This is a genomic window from Lawsonibacter sp. JLR.KK007 (genome assembly GCF_036941135.1).
GTDB lineage: Bacteria > Bacillota > Clostridia > Oscillospirales > Oscillospiraceae > Lawsonibacter.
In genome coordinates this window covers 567,801-587,094 of record NZ_JAYWSY010000002.1, presented here as the reverse complement: position 1 = coordinate 587,094, position 19,294 = coordinate 567,801, and the positions used below count along the sequence as shown (strand labels likewise).

Sequence of the window (19,294 nt, the reverse complement as noted above, 5' to 3'; positions counted from 1 at the left end):
TTATTTTTCATACGGAAGGAGTTTCCACATGGAATTGCTGATCGACCATGTTTCCAAACGGTTCAGGGACAAAAGGGCCGTCAACGACATCAGCCTGGAGCTGACGCCGGGGGTCTGGGGTCTGCTGGGGGCCAACGGCGCAGGCAAAACCACCCTCATGCGGATGATTGCCGGGATCATGCAGCCCACCTCCGGCCAGGTGGTGTATGACGGTGTTCCCATTCAGGAGTTAGGGGAACAGTATCGGAGCATTTTCGGGTTTTTGCCCCAGGACTTCGGCTTCCACCCGGAGTTCACCGTCAAGGACTACCTGGCCTACGTCGCCGCCCTGAAGGGGCTTCCGGAACGGCAGAGCTGGCGGAGGATACACGAGCTGCTGGAGCGGGTCTCCCTGATGGATGTCTACAGCAAGAAGATTTCCAAGCTCTCCGGCGGAATGCGGCGCCGGGTGGGCATCGCCCAGGCCCTGCTCAACGATCCGGAGGTGTTGATCCTGGACGAACCCACCGGGGGCCTGGACCCCGGCGAGCGGGTGCGCTTCCGCAATCTGCTGTCAGAGTTCGCCCATGACCGGATCGTGCTGATCTCCACCCACATCGTCCCAGACGTGGAGTACATCGCCACCTGCCACGCCATTATCAAGGGCGGCAAGCTGCTGGCGACAGGGACAACGGAGGAACTTGTCAAGCTGGTGGAGGGCAAGGTTTGGAGCTGCACCATCCCGGCAGACTTGGTACCGGAGTATGAGAGCAAGCTGCAAATCACCAATCTGCGCAACGAAACCGACGGCAGCGTGTCCATCCGTTATCTGTCGGACCGGCCCCGCAACAATGTTTCTACTGCCGCGGCACCTCGTCTGGAGGATCTGTATTTGTGGATGTTTCCGGAGAGCAGTGGAGAAAGTGACAGGAGGTATCAGTAAATGAGAATCTTTCGTTTGGAACTGAAACGGGTCTTGAAGGCAAGGCTCACCTGGATTTTACTGGCGCTGGCGCTGATCCTCTCCGTCCTGCTGGCCTATCTCCCGACCACCTACTGCTACAGCAACTATACGGACGAGGCCGGGAACGAGGTCAACCTGACCGGGCTGGCTTCTATCGCCTACGAGAAAGAGCGGCAGGCGGACGCCAGCGGCATCGTCACCCCGGAGCGGGTGCGGGAGGCCGTGGAGATCTATCAAGCATGTCTCACATCCTACGGCGTCACGGAGTCCTACGATCTGCCGGAGGGCGTCTATGAGAAGGAGATCCTCCCCATCGCCCCGCTGCTCCACGGCGTCAAGGAGGCGTTTGCCGACCCGGATACCGGCATGGCCCCCACCATCATGGAGATCGACCCAGAGAAAATTGACGACTACTATTCCGTCTGCGAAGCCCGGATCGCCTCCCTGATGGCCATGGAGCAGCCGGACAGCCCCGCCGTTCAGCACAAGGCCGTTGAGATGTACCAGAAGGTGGAAAAGCCCTTTGAGGTCTATCCCGGCATGAGTTCCACCATTCTGGACTACCAGAATATCATGGGCTTCCTGGTGCTGCTGTTCTGCGTGGTAATTGCGGCCCCGGTGTTCTCCGCCGATTATCAGTCGGGCGCAGACGATATTCTGCGCTGTACCCGGAATGGCCGGGCCAGGCTGGGCACCGCCAAAGTGCTGACCGCCCTTTTCGTCAGCGCGGCCGCCTTTGTGGTTTGTGCCGTGGTGCATATCCTGGTGGTCAACAGTCTGTTCGGCTGGGAGTGTACTAAGACCTCCATCCAGATGCTCTACTCCATCGTGACCCTGACCGATATGAACATCGGGGAGCTCCAGCGCCTGTTTGCCGTGGCCGGCCTGCTCTCAGTGCTGGCCTCCGTCAGCTTCACCCTGTTCCTTTCCTCCAGGTGCAAAACCACTGTGGCGTCCCTGGCCTCCGGGCTGGTGTTCTGCATCGCGCCGGTGGTGCTCTCCATGACGGTGCCGGGGGCGCTGTCCACCTGGCTGTGCAGCATCCTCCCCGCCAGCGGCACCAGCATCCAGGCCAGTATCCTCTACGCCATCACCGACTTCAAGTTTCTGAGTTTGGGCGGGTTGGCGGTATGGACGCCCTACGCCATGATTGGGGCCTGCATCATTGAGATCCCGTTGTTCGCGCTCCTGGCGGTGCGCTCTTATTGTGGGCATACCGTAAACTGACCTCTGACTAGCACATACCCTATAAGGCAGCGAAATATCCCTGACTTGCTGAAGGTCAGGGATATTTGTCATCAGTCTCACCGTGAGACGCATTTCTAATGATTTTGAGGTGGATAAAATTTTGTTGTAGCGTGTAGTATTTTCCGAAAAATCCATAGTAGATAGTTGAGGGACAGAAAGGGGGGATACACCGATGGATGACAGCGCCATCATAGAACTGTTCTTCGCCCGGTCAGAGCAAGCAATCCGGGAATTGGATGACAAGTACGGCAAAGTCTGTTACAGCTTGTCCTACAACATTCTCAACAGCCGTCAGGACGCGGAGGAGTGCGTGAACGACGCCTACCTGGGCACCTGGGACGCCATCCCACCGGCGCGGCCCAATCCGCTGCTGGCGTTCCTCTGCCGGATTGTCCGTAATCTTTCCCTCATGCGGTATCACGCAGATAGGGCGGCCAAGCGCGGCGGCGGTAGCTATACCGTGGCGCTGGAGGAGCTGGAGGGCTGTCTGGCCACGCCCTGCACAGTAGAGGGGAGCATAGAGGAACAGGAGCTTGTCCGGCTGATCGAGGACTTTCTGGATACTCTATCCCCAGAGAATCGCGTTCTGCTTATGCGGCGGTACTGGTTTTCTGACAGCTATGGGGAGATTGCGGCGCGGACAGGCTTATCGGAAAAGAATGTATCCGTCCGGCTGACCCGTATCCGAAAACAACTGCGGCACTATTTTGAAGAAAGAGGGGTTGTACGATGAACGCAGAACAGTTTTCCAGCGCACTGGGAAAAGTCAACGACAAGTACATCATGGAAGCAATCACCTATGAGCGCAAAAAGAAAAGCGGCTGGCTGAAATGGGGTGCTATGGCGGCGTGTTTTGGCCTGATTGTCACAGTAGCTATGGCAGCATTACCGGGCCTTTTGAAAGGGCCGGGTGGAGTTATGCCACCGCCCAATCCCGGCCCTGGGCCTGTGGTCAGCGATAACGATAATCACCCCAGTGATGAACCAATACAGCCTCCCGACGAGAGAAAAATTACCATAAACTGGGACAATGTGGCGGTGAACGAGTCGGCAGAGCTGGCCCCCGAAGCCGTCCTGCCATATCCTGATCCCGCCCTCTATGAGAAGGAGATTTGGGGCCAGAAGGAGATTGCAGACTACTATGGCTGGGAGCTGAATGTGCCCTATGTCCCCGATGGGTTGACCAGCGGGGGAAATGCGGTGACCGCCGTTGTCTTTCGGGATAGGGCGACAGGAAAGGTAATTGATGATGAGGTGGGCCGGGGATTCTGGGTGGATTTCTGGGAAGATGGAAGCCCGAAGTCCGACGACGATATTGTGATTCCAAAGGGTTTTGCCATCACAGTCTCCAAACTGGGCATCCTCCACTGCGGCATTCTTCCAGTAGACGAGGAGTGCGTCACCGATTTTGGTGGAGTACCAGTTACCCTCCGCCACTGCTCCGTGAAACATGGCCCCTTCGATCCCACGAAAAAGGCACCTGACGGTCTTTCCAATATGCCCGCCGGATATTATGATGTCTATACAGCCTCGTTTACCCTGGATGGGGTGGAGTATGAAATTGAGGCACAGCGGTTGGAATTGGAGGAAGTCATTAAAATCACGGCCTCCATCATCAATGTGCCATACAGCGAGGATTTTGTTGTGGGGAGCACACAGGCCCTTCCTGACAAGGGCAGCGCCCCTACCGAATACCCCGACACCATCATTGTCCCAGGCTTTGACCTGGACGAACCCGGCGAACCAGGCACGCCGTAGGTGCGCATACTCCCCCTGACCCCTGCAAATCTTAACTTTTCACCCTATTTGCCGATAATAGATAAAAGGGTATATACCTGACACCACGCCCGCCCTGGGAGCAGGAGGTACAACCGATGCTGGTCTATTATCTGCAAATGCTCGACACACCAGAGGAAAAGATACGGTTTGAGCAAATTTATCTGAAATATCGCGGCCTCATGTACCATGTGGCGGACAGCATTCTGCATGACCGTCAGGAGGCAGAGGATGCGGTTCATAACGCTTTTTTGCGGATCCTCAAGAAGTTTTCCAAGTTCCAGAACACCCCCGCCAAAGACCTGGCGCCGCAGATCGTGGTCATTGCCAGGAATGAGGCGATCTCCCTCCTGCGGAAAAGGAAGGACACAGACCCGCTGGAAGATTGGGGAGGCTTTGCCGAAACAGCGGAGGAAGTCAGCGACTACCACGCGCTGGTGGATACCTTCACCCGTCTGCCCCAGACGTACCGGGCCGCTATGGAAATGAAACTGCTGTTGGGCTATTCCGATGGGGAGATTGCTGCCAAGCTGGGCCTGTCTAAAAAGGCGGTCAGTGTTCGGATCAGCCGGGGCCGTCAGCTTCTACGGGACATCGTGGAGCGGGAAGGCTTCTTGATGGACGCATAAATGTCCCCTGGAAAGAGCTGAAATAAACTTTCAGATACTTTTGTTTTTTGTGAGAATCCGTTTCTTCGCTGTGTTGATTACAGGGAGAGGCGGATTTTTGCTTTTTATCTCATTTTCATAGCCGCATAGCTATTAGGAAAACGCGGCCAAAAAAATTTTTCAAAAAATTTTTGAAAATCCTGTAGGAATCCGGCTCCTCGCTGCGTTAATTACAATAGAGGGTGTTTTATTCGCAGAACATACAGTAGGAAAGCGCATCAAAAGGAGCGAACATAGCAAATATGCAGAATCAATCAAGAAAAATTGGCTATTACGGCACTTATGGGGTGCAGTCCACAGTGGCACTAACAGAGGACATGGCCCGCACTTTGGCGCAAAAGTATGATGTCACGCATATGAGCCGAAATGAGTATAGCCTCCTTTTGTCCGACCTGCGGAGTACGGGTATAATCACTACGCAGGAGTTCAGCGCTGGTTATGGCGGAACGCTCCCCCATACGAGTATTCCTGTGGAAAAATCTCCAGAAACGCTGCCTCTTGGAGACAGTAAGGCGGATTTTACGGAGCTGCTGAAGCAGTATGTGGGATACTGCGGCGAATTTCTCAAAGTATCCGCTGGAAACGGTTTGGAACAGGAGCATTCAAGGTCCCTGCTGTCCACCTATTCCCACCTGCACATGCTGTTCAGGCAGATACATTCCTCCAGATCAGAAACTTCTACAGAGAGGGGGACCCCGGATTGACAGACCAGGCATTAGACAGTATGCTCCGCCGGGTGTTGTTGGATGCGGACTGTCAACAGTATGGCGAAGCGATAGACGAGCTCCCGGAGTGTGACTTTTCCCCGGCATTTGAGAAAAAGATGCAGAAATTGATTCGCCGGGCCGACCACCCTATTCGGTATCGGGTGGCCCAGGTTGCGGCCTGCCTCCTGCTGGTGGCGTTGCTCAGCGGCTGCACTGTCCTGGCAGTCAGTCCGGAGGCGAGGGCGGCGTTTGTGGGATGGATACGAGAAACGTATGAATCGTGGTTTGTTTACCGCTACACCGGCGAGGAACAGCCTATTCCAGAGGATGCGGTATATGCGCCAACTTGGGTGCCAGAGGGCTATGAGGAGATCGTTACACCGCAGGTGGGAACCTACGTCCGCTCCCAATACGAGAATGACAATAGTGAATTGTTGACTGTCTCATATTTGAAAGGCACAGAAAAATCATCGCTGAATGTGGAATGGGAGGGCGCAATCGTTCAAGAATCTTCTGTAGGGAATTTGCCTGCGGATTTATACCTGAATCCGAACGATGGTCCCAGCATTTTGGTGTGGACGGATTATGAACGTGATGCTGCTTTTTGGATTACCGCCCCATTGTCGGGGGGCGAATTAGTAAAAGTTGCCGAGAGCATCCAGCAATCGGAGTCCATGCCCAGGCGGTACAGCGTGACTTGGCTGCCCTTGGAGTATGGCGGGTATTATTTGGAGTCGGAGAACGAGGAGGCGGGAAGCGGCGAGGTTGTGTACGGCAACGATCAGGGCTTCTCCATTACATTCGGGTATTCCAATGACGATGCCCAGGCGCCCAGGCCCGGGACAAGCGGCGGCAAGGCTGTCTCTGTGACCGGTAGGGCCGCAGAGCTGTACCCAAGCGGCACCAAGGGCGGGGACAGTATTTTGGTGTGGCCCGCCGCCGAGAGCAGAAGCACCCTATGGGTGTGCGCACCGTTGCCGGAAGAGGAACTGATCCAGATTGCGGAAAACGTGATCGTACAGCTCAACAGGTTCTCAGACCTGATCGAGATTCAGACTGCCGACGAAGGGGAAGCTCCGCTGTTGGAGGCAGTGGAACAGGCGTTGACGGAAACCTATGTGGCCCAGGTGGAGGACTGCGCCAAACGGGCTGCGGAAACCGGCAATTATGCGTCGGAGGAGTATGACCAGCTACAGAATGACCAGATGGCCCGGTATATCTCCCCGGAACGGGAGGAAGCGCTGGCTCGTGTCTCCGCCCTAACCGATGCGCTCCGGAAGGAGGGTCGGTCTGGCGAGAACATTGTGAGCCTGTTCGGCCCGTTCTACACAGCCACCATCTGTGTAAGCGATGATGTTGATTACGCGCTGCTTGCCGAATACGGTATGTTGGATACGTTGGAATACTATTTCGATACCACTGCCAATATTGTGGACGAGCGAGGCGTATTGATTGCCAGCTACCAAATTCACTATCTCAGTGGCCGTGGAGAAACCATCACGGTGCCCACCGCCGAGGAAATGCAGTTTATGTATGAGAGTAGGCAAATTTATCTAAAGGCATATCGCGCAGCACAGGCGGAAACAACCCAGGAATGAAATGGAGGAACAAAATATGCGTTTTAGCGGTATTCCAAGGAGTTACCGTACCAGCATGAGGCGAACATCGGGGATGTTGTCTATGCGGAGCAGGACAACTTCATCGCTTTTTAGTTCGCTGAAAAGCGGGGGACGGTTCAAGCTCAAATCCGGCAGTTTGCTTAACAATTCATCAATCCGCCGTAAGTCCATTAAAACTTCTCTCTCCAAAATTATTCGCTCGGATATCGTGAATGTCAGCACTGTCAGCAGCAAGGTTAGCAGCGGTCTGACCAAGGAATATGTGAGTGCGCTTGAAACCCAAGCCAAGAAGGATGCCCAAGCCGGAGCCTATGGCAAGGATGGCAAAATGTCAGAGCCTCGAGCTGAACAGATGAAGAAATATATCTCCCCGGATCGGGATTCAGCTATTGCCCAGGTGTCAAAGCTCCTATCGGCCAGTTCGTTTCAAAAGGCCGGGGCAAGCACAGTGAAGTTATCTGGCTTGCCCTATACGGCCACCGTAACAAAAGGGCGGAATGGGACGACAGCAGAAATTTTTGACGAGTATGGAGAGAAGTTTGCCAGCTATGACGGTAAAACTGGTGAATGGAAAAAGATAGCTACCAAGGCTGAAGCACAGTTCCAGACAGCATCGAGTTCAATCTATGATGAAGCCTACCGTGCGGCACAATCTGGAGTACGCGGCAATAGCAGTAACAAAACACATTCCAGTTTAGATTTTCGCGCATAACAAGGAGGAGCGATTATGACAATCAACGGTATTCCCGGCGCTTTCAATTCTTATGGCTCTTATAGAGCTACCGGCAGAACTGCCAACTGCCCAGCATCCAAAATATCCGTCAGCGAGGACGGCCTATTTGAGCCAATCAGCAAGAAAGTCAGCGGCGCCTTGTCTGACGAGTATGTTGAGCAGATCAAAGCGCAGGCCCGCGCTGATCCCGCAAAAGGCCGTTACATGGACGGGTATGATAGCAAGCAGCGTACCGGCTTTTCGGCCATGCGGGATGCTCACATGAAGCAGTTTGTTTCCCCGGATCGGGCAAAACCCACTTCCCAAGTGTCCGCCGCAATCAACGATCCTAAACGTGTCTGGCATACTGGAGCAAATCTCTTGGATTTGTTAGACAGTCTCTGTACTGCCAAAGTATTCCACGGGCCTATGTTTGGGACTACGGCTGAAATCTATGATAGAAATGGAGAAATGATCGCGGGCTATCGTGACTCTTGCGGTTGGTTTGATGTTCCCACAAAAGACGAAACTCGATTTCAGTATGAATCTAATCATATTTACCGCGAGGCGTACAAGGCGGCTGAGGCGGAAATAGCCGCCGCCAAGCAGACAGCAGCTCCGGCGGTGAGCGGGGATGCGTCTGCAAGTTTTGATGTAAAGGCGTAGGGCAGAAACGAGGCGTATAAAATGAATGTAACAAACTTTGCAAATCTTTTTCACCAAAACAGCATCTTCCAGCAGAATAAACCGCTGGGGCAGAAACTTGTTCAGCCGCCGATCAATGACACGCTGCACCGGCTGTCCGAAAATCTGCTGAACGCGAAAAATCAGGCAAAGGATATGAAAACCCGGTTTGATACGTTGGAGCTGTCGGCGGAGGCCACGGAGGGCAAGAAAAATTCCCCTCTGGAGGAAATGCCGGAGGGCCTGCTGCACTTCTACTTAAACCAGTGTAAAGTGGGCGCATATTTGAGCCAGCAGCATGAAGCGTCTTTGATGGAATACCGGGATCAGCTCTCCGCCTTCGACCAAACCATTCAAGAATATCAGGATATGCTGGACGGCAACAAGGCTTTGCCGGAGCAGATGAAGCTGGAGGACGTTTCCAAGCTGCTGGACGCAACCAGGGCGGCGCGTGAACAGTTTATGCAGCAGGGCGCGGCGGAGCTGAACCGGGTATCGGATCACAACCCCACCCAGGAGGGCTACATGGGCAAGGCTTACAGCATGGCCGCAGAGTGGGCGGGGAACGGCGAGAATGATACCCATTGGCAGATCGACACCTCCACAGACGATATTTACGGTGAAATTGACCGCGCTCTTTCCTCCGCCCATGGCATAACGTCCACGTTCCAAAAGGGGGCCTCCAGCATCCTGGCCGAGTTGAAGCGGCGGGACTGCGTAGAGGAGGGGGAAGAAATTCACTTTGAAGATTGGGAGACAGCGGACACCGGCGCTGTTCAACGAGAATCGTTGTTCCAGTCCATTTATGACGATATTTGGAACACGTTCAAAAAGAGCATTGGCAGCGCGGAATAGAAAGGAGATCGTATAGTATGCAAATTGGCGGAGTAAATAGTCTTCGGGAGGCCGCCAGGTGGGGAGAAACACCTATCATCAAGAAAAAGGCGGTTGAAGCGTCTAAAAATGCAATGACGGATGATTTTGTTAAGAAACTCCAGGAGTTAGCGCGGCGAGATGCTCAAAAAGGTGGTGGCATGAGCCAAGAGGCAATAGACCTCCGTTTTGCACAGATGGGCAAGTATGTTTCTCCTGACCGTTCTGCTCCGATTGCACAGATGACGCAGGAACTGCAAAAGGCGGAGAAAGCGCACAAAGGAGAAGACCCCACTTTGGAATTTCTCGACAGGATGTTAGCACACCTCAAAGGCAAAGGAAGACCAGAGCGTATTGTGAAATCTTTCAGCGGGCTGGCTGGCGGCTGTTCCGGGGACCTTCATAGTACCCCCGAAAACCAGGTTGCTACGGTATATTCGCCCGATGGGGAAGAAATTGCGCACTATAATACCAGCAACGGTGGTTGGATGAATTTACCTACCAGGGCGGAAAATCAGTTTCTTAGGGATTCTACTGATGTTTATATGCAAGCTTGGAATGCGGCGCGTGCGGAGATTAAGAATGGAGCGCAGAAACCACCAGTGGCTTGCGAAGGGGAAACTGCGACTTTCGATGTTCGTGCCTGAGAGTATAACCATTACAGGATGAGGTGGAATTATGATTACGGGTTTTCAAAGGGTAAGTTCTCAGAATATAAATTTGGCGATGACGGGGCTGCAAAATGCGAAGTCAAATTATCCAGCCGCACGCTATGGGCGGAGTGCAGACACTTACATTTCGGGTGATGGAAAATACAAGGTAAAGCCGGAAACGACAAAATTGACGGATGAAATGGCGACTTCTCTGGCAAAGAAATATGATGTCAAGAACATGACCCGCGACGAATACGGAAATTTACTTAAAGATTTACGGGATTCTGGCGTTATTTCTTCCCAAGATTTTAGCGTTGGCTTTGGCGGCGCGGTTCCATATAATGGACCCTCCGGGTTGACGATTGGAGCATCCGAAGACCCCGGACTGGAGGCGTGGCCTTTTGGCAAGGAAAAAGGCGACTTTACAAAACTTCTCCGGGCTTGCGCTCAGTATTGCAAAGATTTTTCGTATTCGCAAGACAAAGATGGAAAAGGAAAAGAAATTTGCGATTCTATGTCTGGCTCATATCAACGTCTCCTGGAGGCTTTTGAACAGATAGGTAAGTGCCGGGACAAGGGAGAATAAAATTCTCTCAACAAGGAGGGCAGTATCATGAACATTTCCGGCATATCAGCGGCAACGAATTATGCTGTGGCCGTCAAAGGAGAAAAAAGCTCTAAAAGCCAGGGAACCGAAAAAGCCGCAAAGGGTGCTATGTCCGACAGTTTTATTGAGCGGATAAAAGCATACGCAAAAGAAGATGCCAAGAAGGGCGTTTATATGTCGGAGGGCTTTACCCAAATGCGGCTTGCACACATGAAGCAATATGTTTCCCCTGACCGCTCCGGGCCGAAAAACCAGGTAATGTCTGCTATCCAGGCAGCATTGAAAGAACCGCACCCGATGTTGCAGGCATTGGAAAAGATGCTGGAAAAACTGTCGGGAGGCTGCTCCGCAAATCTGAAAATCAGTTCAGTCCAGCAGGCTGCGGAAATTTTCGCTCCTAACGGTGAGAATATCGCAAGCTACAACAGCCTCGGCGGAGGCTGGACGGATATACAGACCAAGGCAGAGCATGAATTTTTTGGCGAGTCGGCCTCGGTGTACTTACAGGCGTATCGAGAGGCCCGCGTAGAAATGCAATCTTCTCAACCGGCCCCGTCTGTTGCAACATCGGTAAATATTCGCGCTTAATACAAGGCTGTGTAATAGGATTTGGATTACATCAAACAGAGTGTTGGCAACGGTGCGGAGTAAACTCCGTTTTCAATCAATTCATAGGAGGACGGTATGATGAACATTTCCGGCGTATCAGCGGCAACGAACTATGCCGCAGTACAATCGTCCCGGCTGACCCAGCTATCTTCAGGATCAACTGCTGCGAAGCAGGAGGGGACAGATTTCTATTCCATTCAGAAAAATCTACTCAAGAGGTCCCTGTGTGCGTCCGACAACGATTATACCAAAGAGGACGCTATTATGAAGCAGTGGAACAAGCAAGGCTCTTTCAATCTCTACGACTATATGAACGGCGGTAAAGTAAAGCTGCAAGACCCGAACCCCAGCGCCGAGGTTTTGAGAGAATTTGAAAAGCAGCTCCAAACCAGCGGCATCCAAAAAGAGGTTGACTGGAGCGGGCTGACATCTGATTTAAGGGGTATCGGCTTTGACGCTGATGCTGCCGCCTATACCATCGGAGCAGACGATTTCAGCCGGAAGGTGGACTATCTGGCCTCCCGGTATGTGGCTGTTGAGGACAAGATCAAAAGCACCACCACCGGCGACACACAGGCGGAACAGTTAAAGAAGCTGGACGAATTGTATCAGAGCGCCCTGGGTGAGATTGCAGACGGCTATTCAGGCATTGTTGGCTCGTTTTTGGAAGAAAACGGCGTAAACGGGGAAAGGGAAAAAATCTATGCCTCCATAGTCAGCGGCGTGGGATCAAAAATTGAGGAATACCGCAAGGGGCTGGCCGACAATTCCACCTTGGAGGGCCTAAGGGGGACGCAGGATCAATGGCTGCTGAATGACGATGCTTATGTGGCCTCCGTCCTGCGTGGGAGCGCAAGCACCCCTGTAAATTCCCCGGCTAAATCTGCGGATGCTCCATATACGCTGAATGATGTAAACGCTTTGGGGCAGTATGTGTCCGCTCTTTCTGCGATGGAAAAGCCCAACAACACCAACGTCTATACGATGGACGAGGCGCGGATCGGTTTGGACTTCTCCATGATTGCCATGAAAGCTGACACGCTGCGGAACAGCAGCAGTATCAGCGGTACAATGGCTGATTTACTGCAAAAGACCGCGGACGGATTTATGAAATCATTCCTTGATCGGCTGGACAGTCAGTTGAGCGCAAGCCGCAAGGTGGGAGTTGGTGTGGGAGATCAGGCCGGTTTTGCGGCACTTGACCGCAACATGGTATGGAATGTATATAACCAAACCATGCAGCACTACCGTGACAGCGGCGATGCGATGCAGGCGCTTATCAAGGGAGCGGAATACGGTGCGGCGAAAGCGTCCGCCCAGTCTGCTGGGGCTTATCGGCATCAGAACAGCGTTTCCTACTGGACAAACTTCTTTGGCAAGGGTGCCAGCCATTTTGGGGCCTATGAAAGCTCCGATAGTACATTCCAGAAATATCTGAAAGACTGGGCGGACTTCCAGAGCGGCTTAATCGGCGGCGAGGTCGCCGGTGTTGATGTAAAAGCATAGCAGACTGGTTATCTGGCCCCCTATGCCATGATCGGAGCCTGCATCATTGAGATCCCGCTGTTCGCGCTCCTGGCGGTGCGCTCTTATTGTGGGCATACCGCAAACTGAGCTGTTCCCTATTGAGCAGAATCGGATCGGTATTTAGACAGATACCTCGCCCATTTTCTGACAAGATTTTGAAATGTCCGTCCATTGTAACAATTCAGCCGATTTTTATGTCGAATTTTGGGAGTGCTCGGACATTTCTGTGACATTTGAGTTTTACAATACGCTCACCAGTAAAGCAATGGATAACATACTACGGGGGTACAAAATATGCGCATCCTAATACTTGAAATGGGCGAGTCAGAAGAACCTATTTTGCAAGACATTTTCAGTCTGCTATCAGGGAAAGCAAATTTTCAGTTCACAGAACTATCTGGGATTACAGAGTACGACGGCAATAGGGGGTCCTCTGTGATGACCTTCGGTGACATGGAAATTCACCTGCAGGAGCAGGCAGTCTATAAGGCCGGAGTTCTCATTCCAATGAGTCACTACGAATTTTTTACCCTCTGCTACTTGGCGAGGCATCCAGGTTGGGTATTCAGCAAGCAGCAAATCTATGAGGCGGTCTGGCAGGAAGCAGAGGGGGATAGCGATGCTGCTGTAACCAATGTGATTAGTCAAATTCGGAAGAAACTGAACCCTGATGACCCTACACATGGTCACATCAGAACGGTAGTGAACAGTGGCTATAAGTTTGTTGCTTGACTTATTTGGGCAGATTTAGACAAACGTGCAATAGAAAGACTGAGCGCCTTCTATCAGGTCGCTCAGTCTTTCACTTTTGTATGCACAAATATAAATTTTCCTTTACTTTAGCACGTCATTTACCTCAGCTGTATCTGGATTGATATAGATAATCTCCAGCCCATTCTCCCGTGCATACGCCGTTACCTGGAATGACCCGGTTTTCTGCTCCTCGTGTTCCTCGCTCACAGCAACAAGATACTGTGCATGATCCACCAGATAGCGGTTCTGGTTGATATAGCTCTCCCGGCAGTCACCTGTGCCGACGGTCAGATGCTCCGTGCTGTGCCGGAGCAGGTATTCCAGCCGTTTTCGGCTTCGGATGTCCCACTTGGCGTCATGGTTCGGGAAAGGTAGCACCACGACCAGCTCCAGATCCTCATATCCAGGCTCCTCTTTCAGCTTCAGCAGTAACTCACCAGCCCAAAGATTGACACCAATGGCACCACCGATATAAAATCGTTGGACTCCCTTTTTTCGATACAATCTCCGGAACTGCCGCAGCATAGCTTTTTTGATTTTCCGACACAATGAGTTCTCTTCTTTGTATCCAAATTTGAATCTGGTCGGTTTTGGCCCGACGACAGCGCATGACTCCATAATCAATCCTCCTTTGAAACAGCTCTATTGTAATACTAAAGTTTATAGTATTCAACTTTGTTCTGTTAATAATTTGCAACAAAGTTGATATGATAGAACTAAAGTAGGGAGAGGAGGAGGCGAATGGACACAAAGCTGTTAGAAATAGGTCATCGGCTCTGCGCCCAGCGAAAGAAAAAGGGCCTGACACAAGACGCCCTGGCTGAAAAGGCCAATGTCTCCGCACAGACAATTTCACATGCCGAATTGGGGAAAAAGGCTATGCGGGCAGATACGATTATTGGTGTCTGCGGCGTGTTGGAAATCAGTGCGGACTATTTGTTGTTTGGAAATACGCCCCCTGTTGATTTTTCCGCCTTGAACGCAAAAATATCCCAGCTGTCCCCAGAGCAGCATCGCTGCCTGGAGGATATTATCAACAGTTTCCTGACTGCGGTTGCACCCGGCGAAAAGTGAGGCATGACCAGCTGTATCTCCAGCTTGCCATGCCTCATTTTATTGTTTTCGGAAGGCGTCCAGGGTTTGCAGAATAGCCTCTTTGTCAGCGTCTTCTGTAGAGGCGCCGGTTCCGGGCGGTGAGCCTCCTGGTTCTTCCCAGGGGACGGTCGCTTCTCCTGGTTCCTGTCCGCCCTGCCGCAAGGCCGGAGGAGCGGCTGTCTGCTGCTGGGCAAGGACATGGCGGACGATGCGCTCAATCTCTGTGCTATCCACCGCCGCCGCGCTCCGTATATCCGGCGTTTCAGAACAATGGACATAGTGCAGGATTGCGCTGGTAAGAAATTGTGCCTTATAGCGTCCCTGCTGGTTTAGAAGGTCGATCACGGCCTTCTGCTGGGGGTCTGCCATGTTGAACCGTACTGTAAATTTGCCGGGGTCTTTTTTCTCGAAGGCCGACATCACGATCACCTGCCATTTACCGTGTACTGATACAGCTTCTCAAAGCCCTTGGCATTGGCCTGGATGTCATCAACGAACAGAGCCTTTCCAACCTTGCCGGATGCCTCGATCTGACGGCGCAGCCGGATGGAGCCGCCGCCGACAAAGACCACAACGCCGGATTTCAGCTCCAATCCCCGCTCCCGAAGCGTACTGAACAGGTCGTTGATGAAGTCCTGTGCCTGCTGTTCTACGGCATCTGCCACGGCGGGCGGAACATGGCCCACCTTTCCTTCCAGGATGGCGTCAATCTCATTTTCCTCCAGAAGAATATTCTGGTCAGAGTTTATCCTGGAAATGACCTTGTTGTAAAAAGAAATAATGCCATTCTCCAGAGAATCGCAGACGGACAGATCTCCGGCTCCGTTTTGTATCCGCAGATAGTCCGCCGTAAAGCCCCCCAGATCCAGGATAAGGGCCTTGGGAATCGTGCGGATGGAGCTGAGAATTGTCGAGGCGGCGGCATAGGACTGAGGGAAGCACAGCGCCTTTTCGATATAGATGGAATAGGTCCGGCCCTTGAACTCAAATTTGACAGCGCCCCGGTTGGTAAAATACGTGGTAAACGCCTCGCATTGTGCGCCGTAGTGGGCCGGGGGCAGTCCTACCGCCAACTGGATGCGGATGATGTTTTGAGAGTAGCCGCCCACAGCCTCAATTTCATAGGCTATGGCAAACAGCGTCAAAATCCAGAATCGGTCATCCTCTGTTTTGTCCCGGTGGTAGGGGATACGTTTCTCCGAGAGAGTGTAGTATTTCCCCTGGTATTTCAGCGTCTCGCCTCCGAAGGGCGGTGTATCACTCTCCTGCAAGCCGGATGTAAACGGAGCGTGATGCAGGACTTTGATCAGCTTATTCCCATGATCCACGGATATTAACATAGACTTTCGCCTCCTTATACTACTCTTATACGATTCGGATGCGTATAACTTCAACAGCTTTTATAGGGTTTCCCAAAATAAAATCAGGTATCCGCCGCCGATTAAGCGATAGATACCTGATTGATGATAGACCTGCTGCTTTTGGTGCTTAACTGTCGCCCTCATTAAGAATATCAATCATCTGTCTTGGAGTGACCACAAACGGCCTGATTGGGAAATGCTTCTGATTGCCGGTAACGAGATATGCTTCTTCATCGCTTTCATTTCGCTTTTCCATGGTCACTGCATAAAATACAACATCCTTGGGGTCGGGAATATACGCATCCACTGGCCCGGCATCAACGAACAGCGCCCGTCGAACCAGCCCATCAATCGCAACACGGATGTCACGATGGTCAAATTTGAATTTCCGGCGGCTCAAAACTTCTTCGTATTCATCCAGGATTTCGCCGTTCAGGAGCGGCATGATCCTTCCGCTCAGCGCCTCTTCCAAAATAACTCCCGGAATAGATTCCGGTTTCATCAGCGCGGATACGAGTACGTTGGTATCTATGACGACGTAATATTTCATCCGTGCTCCTCGCTGGCGGCTGCCCTTTCGGCCCTTGCGGCGGAAATCTCGGCGTTGATCTCTTCCAGTGTCATATCAGCGGTTCCGTTCTCTTTGGCCGCTTCACCAAGGCTATACATGGCTCTTACGGCCCTGTCCGCCTTATAATCCCTCCTTGGGAGGGTCATGCTGAACGGGATACCATTCTGGATCACAGTCCGCTTCAAAAACATTCTGATCGCCGTGGAGAGGTCAATGCCCAAGTCCTCATAGATAGCGGCAGCCTGAGCCTTCAATTCATCGTCCACTCTGACCTGCATAACAGATGTCGCCATATCAGTTCCTCCTTCATCAATTCAGACCTCATCTGTACTACAATTATACTACGTTGTCTTTTAAATGTCAACAAAAAAGGGAGCCGCCACAAAAGTGACGGCCCCCGATGCTATTTTATCCGGCGCGAAGCAGTTCCATTGCCTCATCATACTCCATGATACGGGTGTCCTGAGCGAGCCTGCTGTCAAAGGACAGCGGCTCCCCAGTGTCGGAATATGCGCAGGCGCCGTCGATCAGCACCGCAGCACCCAGTTCGTGCAAATAGAGGTACACATTCCCCTTTCTGTCGATATAGTGGGATCTTCCGCCGCCCATCTCATGGCTTCCCATCATCAGGCGGGCGTTATCCGACAGTTCCATCAGCGGCTTCGGTTCCTTCCGGGAGCTGAACCGCATATTCCATAAGGTCAGCTCCTCGCCCCAAAAGCCTCCGGTCGAGGGACTGGAGTACAACCCCCTGTAAGCAAAACGCTCCGTGCTGGTCAGAACGATTTCCCGAACCCGGGAGATATTTTCTTCCATCTGATCCAACCGCACATACTCATGCTGGCGGTGTTCGTTGTAGTAACCAGCACTGATATTGACTGCGGCGACATCCAGGTGCGGGGCAACAACGGAGATGTCGCTGAAACTTCCCCGGGCTTCCTCAAAACCGAAACCGCAGATAAATTTGATAAACTCCCGGTTGTTGCAGCCGTAGAATACTGCGTCATTCCCACCATGCCGGTCCAGTTCAATCAGGTAATTGACCTCCGGGCGGATACTGGAGCGTTCAAATTTCCGGGCGCCCTGGCCGCCAATTTCCTCGTCCTCACAGAACAGGACGTGGCATTTGGCCCCCTGCAAAATCCGCAGGATCATGTAGACCCCGGCCCTGTCATCCCCGCCGATGCCCTCCGGAGACATCATCACACGGCCATCCTCGGTGTAGCAGATATGCTGCACCAGCTGGCGGTGAACGGTGTCCATGTGGGCGATCAGCATGACCGGCAGCTCGCCGGAGGCATAGAGATACCCCTTTCGGGATTTAGGCTTATAACCCAGCGCCTTCAGCTCACCTACCAGGGCTTCTTTCAAATTGCCCTGGGAAAGCTGAAAGATCTGCTCAAACTCCAAGGTATGGAGCCGACCCTGTAAAACCTGTTGACCCATTTCTGTACCTCCCATCACGCGGCGGCTGCCGCGGCGTATTCCACATGCGGGCAAAAGCGCCCGGCGTTAATGATCTGGCAGATTTCCCGGCTGCTGCACAGGCCGCAGCTTCCAGTTGCGGACGTATGGCAGTGTTCGCAAAGGCGGACGATGCGCCCGTTCCTGCTGATGGCCTGATGGATATCAGCACCTCGTATCCAGGAGCCGCACATCTCACATCGCGTTACGCAGTCCCGGCAGAAAAAGGCTTCTTCCATGTAGTGAGCCTCGTCAGTCGGAACAACACGCCCGCACTCCTTACAGACCACCACAGAAGAACACTCCCTGCATCTCAGGGAATTGCGATTCGAATGAACGTTGCCGCAGATAACGCAGCGCGATTGGGAGCCAATCACCAGCTGTCCATAGTTTTCTGTCCCTCCCAAAAAGGACAGAGCCGCATAACCGTTATTGTAGTCGCGGTAGTGCATGGATTCTTCCGGCGTTATCCAATACGGCTGGATCTCACCCAACTCCATCTTGGTTTTCCAAAGATTAGGCGCCCCGATACATTGGGAGATCGCCCGCTGCACAAGTTCGCGGTACAGCTTCCGAATATTATCTTCGTTCCCAGGGTACAGCCTGGACTGAAGCAGCAGGCCGTTTTTATAGCAGAAAATCTGCCTTGTCAGGCGGGGAGCGCGATAGAAATTGCCTCTGATGTCATTATCTACAGTGAAGAAAATCATACTGACTCCATCACCCATATAGGACTGACAGCCAGCGCGCCAACCGCCGTCCGAGAGGCAATGGCAGGAGTGCCAGCTGTTTTTCTGGCTGGACATCTCCAAAAAGTCGCAGGGATGGACGGACAAAATACCGGTCTTGGGAATCTGGACAGGATTCAAGGAATCCGCCAGCCGGGCAAAAATCGCATTGTAGGGCTTGACCATCACAGTGGTGGGGTTGTCCCCATGCTCTCCCTGCACCCGCTCAACCTGATATTGGTCCAGGCCAAACTTGCAGCAGAGCCGGTTGATGATTCGGCTGGCCTTTTGGCCCTCGGCGCACTTGATATGGCCCCGTGTCCGAATGGTTTCCAAACGGCTCACATCCGGAACCGTAGCGTAATCCGCTGTGGCCGCATCCAGCGCAGCTTGGAAATCGGACAGATTGATGTCGTCCAGGCCGGCATCATGGGCGAGCATCATCATCTCAAATTTGTTCTCGTCCACGGAGTTGTGGTCGATCTCCCGGCTCTCCGCGAAGTCAAAGACAATAGCCAGCTCCTGCTCATTCCAGTTAGGGTGCTGGCGCAATAATTCCACCAGAGGCGTTTTATTCTCCCGCCATGCGGTCAAATTGGCCGCCACGCCCTCCGGGCTGAAGGGGAGACGGTACTGGTACATCACGTCATAAAAAGCAGCTGTCAAAGAATCCATTTTGAGTATCCTTTCTATTTT

General features: G+C 52.7%; 23 protein-coding genes. 16 read left to right on the top strand and 7 right to left on the bottom strand.

Features of this window, described 5'->3' with window-relative positions; genetic code table 11:
- Nucleotides 1-28: 28 nt before the first annotated feature.
- From VV088_RS12725 to VV088_RS12655, 15 genes are all read left to right on the top strand, one after another.
- Nucleotides 29-922: an ABC transporter ATP-binding protein gene (locus tag VV088_RS12725; RefSeq protein ID WP_334601086.1), complete on the top strand. Its 894-nt coding sequence runs from the start codon at nucleotides 29-31 to the stop codon at nucleotides 920-922.
- The gene (locus tag VV088_RS12720) at nucleotides 923-2,170 is read left to right on the top strand and encodes an ABC transporter permease subunit (protein ID WP_334601085.1); all 1,248 of its coding nucleotides are present in this window, start codon (nucleotides 923-925) and stop codon (nucleotides 2,168-2,170) included.
- Between the two features lie 193 nt (nucleotides 2,171-2,363).
- Nucleotides 2,364-2,924, top strand: a complete 561-nt coding sequence (locus VV088_RS12715) for an RNA polymerase sigma factor (RefSeq protein ID WP_334601084.1) — start codon at nucleotides 2,364-2,366, stop codon at nucleotides 2,922-2,924.
- A complete protein-coding gene (locus tag VV088_RS12710) occupies nucleotides 2,921-3,949 on the top strand; it encodes a hypothetical protein (protein ID WP_334601083.1) in 1,029 nt (342 codons plus the stop codon). The genes VV088_RS12715 and VV088_RS12710 overlap by 4 nt, the downstream gene beginning before the upstream one ends.
- Nucleotides 3,950-4,065: 116 nt before the next feature.
- Nucleotides 4,066-4,596 carry an RNA polymerase sigma factor gene (locus VV088_RS12705; RefSeq protein ID WP_334601082.1) on the top strand — a complete coding sequence of 177 codons (531 nt, stop codon included), beginning with the start codon at nucleotides 4,066-4,068 and terminating at the stop codon, nucleotides 4,594-4,596.
- Nucleotides 4,597-4,877: 281 nt separating this feature from the next.
- Entirely contained in the window at nucleotides 4,878-5,339 is a 462-nt protein-coding gene (locus VV088_RS12700; protein WP_334601081.1) for a hypothetical protein, read from the top strand.
- Entirely contained in the window at nucleotides 5,336-6,940 is a 1,605-nt protein-coding gene (locus VV088_RS12695) for a DUF4367 domain-containing protein (RefSeq protein WP_334601080.1), read from the top strand. The genes VV088_RS12700 and VV088_RS12695 overlap by 4 nt, the downstream gene beginning before the upstream one ends.
- A 16-nt stretch (nucleotides 6,941-6,956) precedes the next feature.
- The gene (locus tag VV088_RS12690; RefSeq protein ID WP_334601079.1) at nucleotides 6,957-7,673 is read left to right on the top strand and encodes a hypothetical protein; all 717 of its coding nucleotides are present in this window, start codon (nucleotides 6,957-6,959) and stop codon (nucleotides 7,671-7,673) included.
- A gap of 15 nt (nucleotides 7,674-7,688) precedes the next feature.
- Nucleotides 7,689-8,339 (top strand): hypothetical protein, encoded by a 651-nt coding sequence (locus VV088_RS12685; RefSeq protein WP_334601078.1) that lies wholly within the window; start codon nucleotides 7,689-7,691, stop codon nucleotides 8,337-8,339.
- Between the two features lie 21 nt (nucleotides 8,340-8,360).
- Entirely contained in the window at nucleotides 8,361-9,212 is an 852-nt protein-coding gene (locus VV088_RS12680; RefSeq protein ID WP_334601077.1) for a hypothetical protein, read from the top strand.
- 17 nt (nucleotides 9,213-9,229) lie between these two features.
- A complete protein-coding gene (locus VV088_RS12675; protein ID WP_334601076.1) occupies nucleotides 9,230-9,877 on the top strand; it encodes a hypothetical protein in 648 nt (215 codons plus the stop codon).
- Between the two features lie 31 nt (nucleotides 9,878-9,908).
- The gene (locus VV088_RS12670; RefSeq protein ID WP_334601075.1) at nucleotides 9,909-10,469 is read left to right on the top strand and encodes a hypothetical protein; all 561 of its coding nucleotides are present in this window, start codon (nucleotides 9,909-9,911) and stop codon (nucleotides 10,467-10,469) included.
- Nucleotides 10,470-10,496: 27 nt separating this feature from the next.
- Entirely contained in the window at nucleotides 10,497-11,078 is a 582-nt protein-coding gene (locus VV088_RS12665) for a hypothetical protein (RefSeq protein ID WP_334601074.1), read from the top strand.
- A 96-nt stretch (nucleotides 11,079-11,174) separates the two neighbouring features.
- Nucleotides 11,175-12,605 (top strand): hypothetical protein, encoded by a 1,431-nt coding sequence (locus VV088_RS12660; protein WP_334601073.1) that lies wholly within the window; start codon nucleotides 11,175-11,177, stop codon nucleotides 12,603-12,605.
- Nucleotides 12,606-12,920: 315 nt separating this feature from the next.
- Nucleotides 12,921-13,358, top strand: a complete 438-nt coding sequence (locus VV088_RS12655) for a winged helix-turn-helix domain-containing protein (protein ID WP_334601072.1) — start codon at nucleotides 12,921-12,923, stop codon at nucleotides 13,356-13,358.
- Nucleotides 13,359-13,460: 102 nt separating this feature from the next.
- Here the strand turns inward: VV088_RS12655 and VV088_RS12650 are convergent, their stop codons facing one another.
- Nucleotides 13,461-13,997, bottom strand: a complete 537-nt coding sequence (locus VV088_RS12650; RefSeq protein WP_334601071.1) for an SLOG family protein — start codon at nucleotides 13,995-13,997, stop codon at nucleotides 13,461-13,463.
- Between the two features lie 123 nt (nucleotides 13,998-14,120).
- Here VV088_RS12650 and VV088_RS12645 point away from each other — a divergent pair, with 123 nt between their 5' ends.
- Nucleotides 14,121-14,453, top strand: a complete 333-nt coding sequence (locus VV088_RS12645; RefSeq protein ID WP_334601070.1) for a helix-turn-helix domain-containing protein — start codon at nucleotides 14,121-14,123, stop codon at nucleotides 14,451-14,453.
- 39 nt (nucleotides 14,454-14,492) lie between these two features.
- Here the strand turns inward: VV088_RS12645 and VV088_RS12640 are convergent, their stop codons facing one another.
- The 6 genes from VV088_RS12640 to VV088_RS12615 form a co-directional block, all read right to left on the bottom strand.
- Nucleotides 14,493-14,894: a hypothetical protein gene (locus tag VV088_RS12640; protein WP_334601069.1), complete on the bottom strand. Its 402-nt coding sequence runs from the start codon at nucleotides 14,892-14,894 to the stop codon at nucleotides 14,493-14,495.
- A gap of 5 nt (nucleotides 14,895-14,899) precedes the next feature.
- Nucleotides 14,900-15,814, bottom strand: a complete 915-nt coding sequence (locus VV088_RS12635; RefSeq protein WP_334601068.1) for a ParM/StbA family protein — start codon at nucleotides 15,812-15,814, stop codon at nucleotides 14,900-14,902.
- A 148-nt stretch (nucleotides 15,815-15,962) separates the two neighbouring features.
- Nucleotides 15,963-16,385, bottom strand: a complete 423-nt coding sequence (locus VV088_RS12630; protein WP_334601067.1) for a putative toxin-antitoxin system toxin component, PIN family — start codon at nucleotides 16,383-16,385, stop codon at nucleotides 15,963-15,965.
- Nucleotides 16,382-16,699 carry a type II toxin-antitoxin system RelB/DinJ family antitoxin gene (locus VV088_RS12625; RefSeq protein ID WP_334601066.1) on the bottom strand — a complete coding sequence of 106 codons (318 nt, stop codon included), beginning with the start codon at nucleotides 16,697-16,699 and terminating at the stop codon, nucleotides 16,382-16,384. The genes VV088_RS12630 and VV088_RS12625 overlap by 4 nt, the downstream gene beginning before the upstream one ends.
- A 115-nt stretch (nucleotides 16,700-16,814) precedes the next feature.
- Nucleotides 16,815-17,852 carry a hypothetical protein gene (locus VV088_RS12620; RefSeq protein WP_334601065.1) on the bottom strand — a complete coding sequence of 346 codons (1,038 nt, stop codon included), beginning with the start codon at nucleotides 17,850-17,852 and terminating at the stop codon, nucleotides 16,815-16,817.
- Between the two features lie 14 nt (nucleotides 17,853-17,866).
- Nucleotides 17,867-19,273 (bottom strand): hypothetical protein, encoded by a 1,407-nt coding sequence (locus VV088_RS12615; protein ID WP_334601064.1) that lies wholly within the window; start codon nucleotides 19,271-19,273, stop codon nucleotides 17,867-17,869.
- Between the last annotated feature and the right edge of the window lie 21 nt (nucleotides 19,274-19,294).

Bases quoted from the DNA above. Each gene is read 5' to 3' on its own strand.
- VV088_RS12690 (WP_334601079.1), top strand. From the start codon at position 6,957: ATGCGTTTTAGCGGTATTCCAAGGAGTTACCGTACCAGCATGAGGCGA.
- VV088_RS12700 (WP_334601081.1), top strand. From the start codon at position 4,878: ATGCAGAATCAATCAAGAAAAATTGGCTATTACGGCACTTATGGGGTG.
- VV088_RS12620 (WP_334601065.1), bottom strand. From the start codon at position 17,852: ATGGGTCAACAGGTTTTACAGGGTCGGCTCCATACCTTGGAGTTTGAG.
- VV088_RS12625 (WP_334601066.1), bottom strand. From the start codon at position 16,699: ATGGCGACATCTGTTATGCAGGTCAGAGTGGACGATGAATTGAAGGCT.
- VV088_RS12640 (WP_334601069.1), bottom strand. From the start codon at position 14,894: ATGTCGGCCTTCGAGAAAAAAGACCCCGGCAAATTTACAGTACGGTTC.
- VV088_RS12675 (WP_334601076.1), top strand. From the start codon at position 9,230: ATGCAAATTGGCGGAGTAAATAGTCTTCGGGAGGCCGCCAGGTGGGGA.
- VV088_RS12685 (WP_334601078.1), top strand. From the start codon at position 7,689: ATGACAATCAACGGTATTCCCGGCGCTTTCAATTCTTATGGCTCTTAT.
- VV088_RS12670 (WP_334601075.1), top strand. From the start codon at position 9,909: ATGATTACGGGTTTTCAAAGGGTAAGTTCTCAGAATATAAATTTGGCG.
- VV088_RS12710 (WP_334601083.1), top strand. From the start codon at position 2,921: ATGAACGCAGAACAGTTTTCCAGCGCACTGGGAAAAGTCAACGACAAG.
- VV088_RS12660 (WP_334601073.1), top strand. From the start codon at position 11,175: ATGATGAACATTTCCGGCGTATCAGCGGCAACGAACTATGCCGCAGTA.
- VV088_RS12725 (WP_334601086.1), top strand. From the start codon at position 29: ATGGAATTGCTGATCGACCATGTTTCCAAACGGTTCAGGGACAAAAGG.
- VV088_RS12705 (WP_334601082.1), top strand. From the start codon at position 4,066: ATGCTGGTCTATTATCTGCAAATGCTCGACACACCAGAGGAAAAGATA.
- VV088_RS12680 (WP_334601077.1), top strand. From the start codon at position 8,361: ATGAATGTAACAAACTTTGCAAATCTTTTTCACCAAAACAGCATCTTC.
- VV088_RS12645 (WP_334601070.1), top strand. From the start codon at position 14,121: ATGGACACAAAGCTGTTAGAAATAGGTCATCGGCTCTGCGCCCAGCGA.
- VV088_RS12650 (WP_334601071.1), bottom strand. From the start codon at position 13,997: ATGGAGTCATGCGCTGTCGTCGGGCCAAAACCGACCAGATTCAAATTT.
- VV088_RS12720 (WP_334601085.1), top strand. From the start codon at position 923: ATGAGAATCTTTCGTTTGGAACTGAAACGGGTCTTGAAGGCAAGGCTC.
- VV088_RS12715 (WP_334601084.1), top strand. From the start codon at position 2,364: ATGGATGACAGCGCCATCATAGAACTGTTCTTCGCCCGGTCAGAGCAA.
- VV088_RS12655 (WP_334601072.1), top strand. From the start codon at position 12,921: ATGCGCATCCTAATACTTGAAATGGGCGAGTCAGAAGAACCTATTTTG.
- VV088_RS12615 (WP_334601064.1), bottom strand. From the start codon at position 19,273: ATGGATTCTTTGACAGCTGCTTTTTATGACGTGATGTACCAGTACCGT.
- VV088_RS12665 (WP_334601074.1), top strand. From the start codon at position 10,497: ATGAACATTTCCGGCATATCAGCGGCAACGAATTATGCTGTGGCCGTC.
- VV088_RS12635 (WP_334601068.1), bottom strand. From the start codon at position 15,814: ATGTTAATATCCGTGGATCATGGGAATAAGCTGATCAAAGTCCTGCAT.
- VV088_RS12630 (WP_334601067.1), bottom strand. From the start codon at position 16,385: ATGAAATATTACGTCGTCATAGATACCAACGTACTCGTATCCGCGCTG.